General features: G+C 41.7%; 12 protein-coding genes, 1 tRNA gene and 1 pseudogene. 7 read left to right on the top strand and 7 right to left on the bottom strand.

The window, feature by feature from the left end; translation table 11 throughout:
- Positions 1-39: 39 nt before the first annotated feature.
- Genes F7C14_RS05010 through artA form a run of 4 tightly spaced genes read right to left on the bottom strand, consistent with a single transcriptional unit; the run spans position 40 to position 3,365 of the window.
- Complete coding sequence (locus tag F7C14_RS05010; protein WP_290900471.1) at positions 40-1,509, bottom strand: 2-isopropylmalate synthase; 1,470 nt, start codon at positions 1,507-1,509, stop codon at positions 40-42.
- Positions 1,510-1,525: 16 nt separating this feature from the next.
- Positions 1,526-2,080 carry a CDP-alcohol phosphatidyltransferase family protein gene (locus F7C14_RS05005; protein ID WP_290900469.1) on the bottom strand — a complete coding sequence of 185 codons (555 nt, stop codon included), beginning with the start codon at positions 2,078-2,080 and terminating at the stop codon, positions 1,526-1,528.
- Positions 2,077-2,640: a phosphatidylserine decarboxylase gene (locus F7C14_RS05000; RefSeq protein WP_290900467.1), complete on the bottom strand. Its 564-nt coding sequence runs from the start codon at positions 2,638-2,640 to the stop codon at positions 2,077-2,079. Before F7C14_RS05000 ends, F7C14_RS05005 begins: the two co-directional genes overlap by 4 nt.
- Positions 2,619-3,365, bottom strand: coding sequence for an archaeosortase A (gene artA / locus F7C14_RS04995; RefSeq protein ID WP_290900465.1), 747 nt, complete (start codon positions 3,363-3,365; stop codon positions 2,619-2,621). Before artA ends, F7C14_RS05000 begins: the two co-directional genes overlap by 22 nt.
- A gap of 39 nt (positions 3,366-3,404) precedes the next feature.
- Here artA and F7C14_RS04990 point away from each other — a divergent pair, with 39 nt between their 5' ends.
- The 3 genes from F7C14_RS04990 to F7C14_RS04980 are packed head-to-tail and all read left to right on the top strand — an operon-like array spanning position 3,405 to position 4,739.
- Complete coding sequence (locus F7C14_RS04990) at positions 3,405-4,043, top strand: PHP domain-containing protein (protein ID WP_290900463.1); 639 nt, start codon at positions 3,405-3,407, stop codon at positions 4,041-4,043.
- Positions 4,040-4,453, top strand: a complete 414-nt coding sequence (locus F7C14_RS04985; RefSeq protein ID WP_290900461.1) for an NUDIX hydrolase — start codon at positions 4,040-4,042, stop codon at positions 4,451-4,453. Before F7C14_RS04990 ends, F7C14_RS04985 begins: the two co-directional genes overlap by 4 nt.
- Positions 4,431-4,739, top strand: coding sequence for a transcription factor S (locus F7C14_RS04980; RefSeq protein ID WP_290900459.1), 309 nt, complete (start codon positions 4,431-4,433; stop codon positions 4,737-4,739). Before F7C14_RS04985 ends, F7C14_RS04980 begins: the two co-directional genes overlap by 23 nt.
- Here F7C14_RS04980 and F7C14_RS04975 read toward each other — a convergent pair.
- Positions 4,736-5,254 carry a GNAT family N-acetyltransferase gene (locus tag F7C14_RS04975; RefSeq protein ID WP_290900456.1) on the bottom strand — a complete coding sequence of 173 codons (519 nt, stop codon included), beginning with the start codon at positions 5,252-5,254 and terminating at the stop codon, positions 4,736-4,738. The two genes, F7C14_RS04980 and F7C14_RS04975, sit on opposite strands and share 4 nt — an antisense overlap.
- A gap of 114 nt (positions 5,255-5,368) precedes the next feature.
- Between F7C14_RS04975 and F7C14_RS04970 the strand changes: the two genes are divergently transcribed.
- Both F7C14_RS04970 and F7C14_RS04965 read left to right on the top strand, forming a co-directional pair.
- A tRNA-Ser gene (locus F7C14_RS04970) sits at positions 5,369-5,449 on the top strand.
- 320 nt (positions 5,450-5,769) lie between these two features.
- Positions 5,770-5,922 (top strand): hypothetical protein, encoded by a 153-nt coding sequence (locus F7C14_RS04965; RefSeq protein ID WP_290900453.1) that lies wholly within the window; start codon positions 5,770-5,772, stop codon positions 5,920-5,922.
- 618 nt (positions 5,923-6,540) lie between these two features.
- Here the strand turns inward: F7C14_RS04965 and F7C14_RS04960 are convergent.
- Positions 6,541-6,810: a hypothetical protein gene (locus F7C14_RS04960; RefSeq protein WP_290900450.1), complete on the bottom strand. Its 270-nt coding sequence runs from the start codon at positions 6,808-6,810 to the stop codon at positions 6,541-6,543.
- A gap of 87 nt (positions 6,811-6,897) precedes the next feature.
- Here F7C14_RS04960 and F7C14_RS04955 point away from each other — a divergent pair, with 87 nt between their 5' ends.
- On the top strand, positions 6,898-7,221 hold the full coding sequence (locus tag F7C14_RS04955; RefSeq protein WP_290900448.1) for a winged helix-turn-helix domain-containing protein: 324 nt from the start codon (positions 6,898-6,900) through the stop codon (positions 7,219-7,221).
- A gap of 4 nt (positions 7,222-7,225) precedes the next feature.
- Positions 7,226-7,382 (top strand): annotated as a pseudogene (locus F7C14_RS11110) (EVE domain-containing protein); the annotation flags it as partial.
- 164 nt (positions 7,383-7,546) lie between these two features.
- Here F7C14_RS11110 and F7C14_RS04950 read toward each other — a convergent pair.
- A partial coding sequence (locus F7C14_RS04950) for a hypothetical protein (protein WP_290900446.1) occupies positions 7,547-7,823 on the bottom strand: 277 nt, incomplete at its 5' end.

The raw sequence follows: 7,823 nt of genomic DNA, 5'->3' as shown, positions 1-7,823 counted from the left end.
TTTGAAAAGAGTAAATATAGGAAACATCTTCCTGATTCTCTAAAGGAGCATGTTCAGCCCCTCTACGAACGCTTCAACGCTCGCCATTATTATGTCCGTTCTTGCCCCTCGTGAAGTGACTATTTTGTCTCCCCTCTTTAGCTGTACGATGACATCAACGAGGGCGTCGGTTCCACCGGTTATGGCGTCGACGTGATAGGAAACGAGCTCTATGTCAGCATACTCTTTCACAGCCCTTTTTATTGCGTTTATCGCCGCATCCACCGGACCGACGCCAACTCCAGCCTCTACGTACTCCTTTCCGTTTATCTTAAGTTTCACGCTTGCGGTCGGCATTATATTCGCTCCGCTTACGACATTCAAGTCAAGAAGCTCGACTTTCCTCTCTCTTTTTATCTGAAGAACAGTCTCTATTATCGCTTTAACGTCTGCATCGGTGACCCTCTTTCCTTTGTCTCCGATCTCCTTCACTCTCTTCAATATCTCCTGCATTTGCTCTTTTGTGGCTTTGTAGCCGAGCTCTTTCATTATAGCTTCCACACTCGCCTTTCCAGCGTGTTTTCCGAGGATTATGCTCCTCGTTCTTCCTATTACTTCGGGAGAAATCGGCTCATACGTTTTGGCATCTCTCAAAACAGCTGAAGTGTGTATCCCACTCTCATGAGTAAAAGCGTTCTCTCCAACAATTGGCTTGTTCGGTGGAACGACTACTCTCGTCAACTTTTCAACGAGTTTGGATGTGGGGTAGATCGCTTTCTTGTTTATCTTCGTTTTTATTCCGTATAAGTATTCTAACGCCATTACGACCTCTTCTAAGGCTGCATTTCCTGCTCTCTCACCCAATCCATTTATGCAGCAGTGTATTTCGTCTGCTCCTCCTTTAACTGCGTAAATCGTGTTTGCTGTGGCTAATCCAAAATCATCGTGCCCATGAAAAGCCACTGGCAGCTTTACGACTTTCTTCAACTCTGACATTATCTCTTTGGCTCTTTCTGGCGTTAGAACTCCGACTGTGTCTGTGAAAGTTAGCCTGTCAGCACCAGCCTCTTCTCCCGCCTTCAACAACTTTTTTATGAATTCAAAATCTGCTCTGGATGCATCCTCTCCTCCGAATTCTACGATTAATCCTCTCTCTTTAGCGTATTCGACCATTTCAATTGACATCTGAATTATATCCTCACGGGTTTTCCCCGGAAATTTGCTCTTAATGTGAATGTCCGAGGATGGGGCGACCATGAAAATAGAATCAGCTCCAGCATCAGCTGCTGCGTCGATATCCTCCTTTTTAATCCTTCCGAAGCTGCAAATCTCGGCTTTTAACCCGGCTTCGCTTATCGCTTTTATGGCTTTGAACTCTCCTTCAGAAGCTATGGCTGTTCCAGCCTCAATTATGTCTACTCCGAGGTTGTCCAAAGCTTCAGCTATCATGAGTTTCTGCTCAACGCTGAGCGAAACTCCAGGCGTTTGTTCCCCGTCTCTCAGTGTGGTGTCGAGTATTATCACTGACATTGTTGGAAAGGCTGCACTAATGTTTATAAAAGTTTTTAGCGAGGGGAGAAAGGAGGTAAAGGACTGAGAGGAGGAGAATTCCAACGGAAAGCTTTGCATCGACGAAAGCGAGTAAAATAAGGATTGCTGCAACACTCAAAAGCTTCGCATCCTTAACCTTTTTGTACTCGATCTTGCTGACCATGAAAAAAGTTAGAAGTAACGCTGCAAAAAGTGCTAAATTTTTTGAATGCAGAAAGAGAGGAACAACTATCATTGCTGAAGCTGTTACAGGAAATCCGACGAAATCTTCTTTAGTTACGTTCAGAAATCTTGCAAGGCGGTAAATTGAAGCAAAAAGGTAGGGCAAAGCGAAAATTCCGAGGAAATACGTAGGGGCGACTCCGAAAGAGATAAAATCTGCCAAAGTATCGAGACTTCTACCGAATTCTCCAGAACCATATTTTCTTGCCAGATATCCGTCCAAGCCATCAGCAAAAGCAGCGAGAAATATAAAGGAGGGATTATGGTAGTATATGGCGAGGAATCCGAAGGTTGCGTTCAGTATTGAAAATACATCTGCCAACTTCATCTTCTCACAGCAACTGTCTCTCCAGCCTTAACTTTTTCCCCAACTTTTTTAACGAAAACGTAATTTTCGGGCACTTCCAAAGCAACCCTCGAACCGAAAATTATCATGCTTATTCTCTGCCCTTTTTCAACTTTCTCCCCTTCTTTCACCCAGCAGATAATTCTCCTTGCAAAAATTCCGGCGATTAATTCAACAACGAAAGTACCTTCTTCGCTCTCAATTTCTATCACCTTTTTCTCGTTCTCCCCTCTTATAAACGCCGGTCGCTTTTTTCCGGGAACGAAGGTTATCTTTTTAACTATTCCGCTCACCGGAGACCTTTGAATGTGGCAGTCGAATAACCCCATGAAGATTTCCAGCCTCCCATCTTTAACGAAATCTATTCTTCCGTCCGCTGGAGAGACTACCCAATTTCCGATCTCTCTTTCAGGATCTCTGAAGAAGAAAATTGTAAAAGCTATTAGAGCTGAGAGTAGAGGAATTAGGAACTTTACGAAAATTCCGAGAGGTAGTAAGAGGATTAGAATTAAAATGACTTTCAACGCTTCTTTTCTAACCAAGTTCTCACCACCACATCCTTAGCTTTGAATATGTCCTCGGCAAAGTTCGGCAGATACTTAAAAACTTGCATTGCAATGATTATCAATGCTACCGTCGCAAGCAGTTTGGAGATTACGTGGTGGGCTATGTAGAAACTGTTTTCACCAAACCAACTATCTCCGTAGGCGAGGATTATAAACGTGTTTCTTAAAAGGTTGAGCACGTAAATTACTGGAACGGAAACTAAAAAAGCTTTAAGCTTGTTAACAACTCTTCCTTCCGCCCCCAACGAAATTCCGGCGAAAAGTGATATGCTCTCTATTCCCGTGCAGGCGAGAATTATTTGTACGATTTTGTCGTTGTAGTATATGAGATCTTCCCTGACTGTAAATTCGTAACCGAGAAAACTTGCTAAAATTGATGTTTGAGCAGCTACTATCTCTATTAGCTCTTTTCCGAGCATAGTTTCAGCGAAGGTGAAGTAAATAAGAGAGGAGATGGCAGCAATGAATGTTAGCCTTGGAAAAACGTCGTCATTAGCTCTTAGAATCGTTAAGCCGAGGAGGGTGAAGAGGGAAAAGGCTGCAACCATAAGCGCGGAGTTGAAATAATCGGAAATACTGAGATAGTAGGGTAAATTTAGCAGCCAAAACACTCCGAAGGTCGTCCAAGATATGAAGCCGACGAATTTATTTTTAGTTGACGCGTAGATGAACATTAGGAGCGTTGAGGTGAATTGTAGCATGGCAAATCGTTTTTATGCAGAGAATATACAGTTTTCGTTGTGTTCGACTTTCACATACACAGCGTTTACTCGGATGGAAGGGGAAGGATAGACGAAATAGTTAGGAAAGCTCGAGAAAGGGGGTTGAAGGTCATTTGCATAGCTGATCACTCTTCTGAACATTCCCTCGGACTTACGAAGAAAAAAGCTGAGAAAAGATCGATAGAGATTGAGATGGCGGAGCAGAAATATGGAGTTGTTGTTCTTAACGGAGTGGAGTGCGGCATTCTTGAAAACGGGAGGATAGAAAAGCCAGAATTTAAATTTGATCTAATAATCGCCTCTATTCACAGCTACTTGACTCCGGAGGAATACTACAAAAGGTTGAGGGAATGCATAAGAACTCAGGAAATTCACGTTCTCGGACATCTGCATTCGGAAATGGTTAGTTTGGATGGTAGGATTCCGGAATACGATCTTGAGATTATCGATCTTGCAAAGGAGAACTGCGTGGCGATAGAGATTAACAGCTATCATAAGGCTCCCCCTCACGATATAATAGAAGAAGCTGGTAGGAAGGGGTTAATTTACTCGATAGGGAGCGATGCGCATTCGGTTGAGCGAGTAGGAGACGTTTCGTGGGCGAAAAAGCAGGCGGAGAAAAACTTTAGAAAGTCCATATTGGATGTGATTCTATGAAGTGCATAACGCTTACAGTCGATGCGATAATTCCCTACGAGGGAGGAATAGTTCTCGTAAGGAGAAAGAACGAGCCTTTTAAAGGGAAATACGCTTTGCCCGGAGGAATAGTTGAGTACGGAGAAAGGGTTGAAGATGCTGCTGTAAGAGAAGCTGAAGAGGAAACCGGGCTGAAGTGTAAAATAGAAAGACTCGTTGGAGTTTACTCCGATCCGAACAGAGATCCGAGAGGGCACTTCGTTTCGATTTGCTTCATTCTCATTCCCGTGGGAGGAGAGCTTAAAGCTGGAAGCGATGCCGAGGATGTGAAAGTTTTTAAACTCGAAGAACTTCCGGAATTAGCATTCGATCACGAAAAAATGATAAAGGATGCGGAGGTGTATCTGCGTGGAATTCTGTCCAAAGTGTAGGAGCATAATGATATATCAAGGAGATAAAGCGGTTTGCAGAAAATGCGGTTTCGAAAAGGATGCCGGAGAAGCAGAACTCATCACGGTTTCAAAGAGGAACAAGGAGGAAATTCCGGTGATAGAAGAGGAAAACATAAAAACTCTTCCGACAACAAACGTCGTCTGTCCGGCCTGTGGAAATCGAGAAGCCTACTGGTGGCTGAGGCAGTTAAGAGCGGCGGACGAAAGCGAAGTTAGATTTTTCCGCTGTACGAAGTGTGGGAAAACTTGGAGGGAGTACGATTAAATTTGAAGGACGAGCTTTAATGCTGCCCCATCTTTTCCCATTATGCTTGGTTCAAGGTAGGAGCGGGCTTCAACCTTAAACCCGAACTTTTCGAAGATGTGCAAAGCGACACGATTTCTCTCGTTTATGAACGCTATTAATCTTCTGATTCCTCTGCTCTTTGCGAACTCTATCATTTCCTTCACCAAGTGCTGTCCAAGCCCTTTGTTTTGATAACTGTCGTGAACTATGACAGCCAATTCGGCAGATTTTTCACCCACCTTTATTAGCCTACTTTCAGCCACTATCTCTCCTTTCTCATTTTCCGCAACAACAGAGTAGACATTTTCGAAATCCACCCTCTCGAACATTTTCTTGACTTCCTCCTTTGAAAACTCGTAAGGTCTGAGAAAACGGAGGGACTTCTCCGATAAAGTTGTGTACATTCTTATTAACTTCTCCAAATCGTTTTTCTCGGGAAATTTGAGCGTAATTTCCTCGCCGGTCGTGATTTTTACTTTCTTGGGGAACTGCACAAAAGTAAAAAAGGAATGCGATATTTACGTATTGTCTTTTCATTTTGTTGCGAGTTATCAAATGACCATAATGAACAAAACGTTTAAAACCAGATACCAAAAAGATTTCTTTAAGCCGGGGTTGCCGAGTGGTAAGGCGGCGGCCTGCTAAGCCGCTGGGCTCTGCCCGCGTGGGTTCGAATCCCACCCCCGGCGTAAGAAACTTTGTTTCCATGTCGTATCCAAGTACTCAAAGGAGATATATCGAGAAGGTTTGTTTTATTTTTAAATTCACTCTCAACCAGTTTTGCATTTGCATATTCTCTAATAATGGTTTTAGTAAACACATCTTTTCCTCGAAACCTTTGCAATATCAACCTTAATTGGCGGAGATATTACTGTAGCTCCTTTTATAGCACGAATAAACACTTGTTCTGTGGTAATGATCTCTATAGGGAAGTTGGTTGTCTTTTTTCTGATGTTTACTTTCACATCATTCCAAACACTTAACTTTGGTTTTGCTACACATTGTACGGATGGTCGTATGGGAAGTAGTGTGGGGGATGGAGGATACTATCGGTAAGTCTGGGATAATGATAATATATATTGAGAAAATACTCGGAGTTGGACCATCAACAGCGGAAAAGCTGGGAATACTGGTTACAGCACAACCGAAGCGATTGCCGTAGCATCTCCTCCTGAACTAAGTGCTGCTGAGATTGACGAATCCAGCGCTGCCAAAATTATAGTTGTAGCGGCTGCAAGAAAGCACACAAACATAGGCGATTTTGAGACCAGAAATAAAGTTCTCGAGAGAAGGCGGAGCGTGAGAAAGATAACAACTGGTAGTAAAGAGTTTGACGCCCTTGCTGGGTGGCGGGATTGAGCTTGCCGTGAATGTTCAGTTTCTTGTTGAAGAAGGTGGGCTTGATAGAGTTTTTAGTATGCCAGGGAGAAGTGATATAGAGTACTATCTTGCTCACTTGACATGTGGTGAGTTTTGTATTCAACAGTTCCCATTCAACATAACTTTTAATGTTAGGAATAAATTTAACGAGAGTGAGGTTAGAGAATACTTAACAGAATAGGGCATACTTAACGGCATATTTCTCAAAGAAGATATATCTCATTTCAAGATCGTGGCATTATTAAGAAAGCTCCTGAAGGTAAAATACACCATTTCATCTTTAAACTCTGCGATCTCGAACATCTCAAAGAGCTATGCAAATTATGTAAACAAAAAACAAGCCTCTTCACATTTTTGGATATGTAGATAACCTCGCAGCAAAATCAATTTTACTACTTTCCTATAAGTACTTCTCATCAATAATTTCATCTATCTCGGCTTTTCTCCTAGGGTTTAATGAGACTTCCAAACCGTAAGATGTCGGTTTAGCGAGTAATAATCCTTCTTTAATCAGTTCTTCTGCAACTTTTTTAGCTAATCCACGTAAATGTTTAGGAATTCCGGAAGTTAGCTTATCAAAACTCGTATGAGCATGCCCCCATTTTCCTCTTCTTTTTAGCTTTTTGAGAATCGTAGCTTTGAGAATACTGTGAAGTTCTTCATCGTTCATCTTGCTTAACATTGATGAAAAGATATTTAAGCATTTGTTAAACAGTAGTTTTTGATATCGATATCAAAAAGCGGAATGGGTGTTAAAATGGTAGAAGAAACATTATTTCTGAAATTCTTAGGGAAAGATAATCCGATAATAAGAGTAATTGACTTCCTAATCGATAACGAGGCTTTCGATTACTCCAAAACAGAAATAGCAAAAGGAGCTGGAATTAGCCGAACTACCTTGCTTAAGATTTGGAAAACTCTTGAAAATCTCGGAATAGTCGTGGAAACAAGAAGAGTAGGGAGGGCAAAAATGTACAAGCTAAACAAAAACAATCCAATCGTTCAAAAGTTTATCGAATTGGATAATGCTATTTCTGAATATTACGCTAAGAAATGTACTGAAATAACAGTTAAGAGATGATTTCATTGGCTATGAAATAACAACTAAAGAAAATTGGAAGGAGATAAAAGAGCAGAATATCTGGGGAATTCCCAAAAGACACAAGAATACGATTATGAAGGTTAAACTCAAATGATAAGCTCCTGATTTACGTTAAGCAGGAAAAAGTTGATAATAGAATTAAGAGAGGACGACAACTTAAATTTCATCACCATGCTAAACACCTTTTTAAGTTGTACAGTGCTATGAATAAAAGAATTCAGTAGTCCCACAGCGCCCCTCTCCCCTCGTTCTCATCTCGTACATCGATCTCCTTGTCAACACTTCTTTATACCTTCAGTTGTCATCATTCTTTGAACTCATACGCAAGACTCTTAATCATCGCTATAGTTTCCCATTTCCCCTCGTGCAGCTCATTAGCCAGAGTTAGCATTTCCTCGATTTCTTCACTTAACTCGATTGTCTTCAGAGCGATCAAGGCTGTGAAGATTTTATCGGCTTCATCGAAGCTAATTTCTCTCTTTTCCAAACCTTCAGCAACTTCCAACACGAGCTCTGCTATTTTCTTCTCAGCTTCTTTGGCATCGATATCTACCAAATCGAGGATTTCCATAACCCTCTCC

The organism is Ferroglobus sp. (assembly GCF_015521575.1).
Taxonomy (GTDB): domain Archaea; phylum Halobacteriota; class Archaeoglobi; order Archaeoglobales; family Archaeoglobaceae; genus Ferroglobus.
Note: the sequence above shows the minus strand (reverse complement) of the source record. Positions and strands in the feature narration are given on the sequence as shown.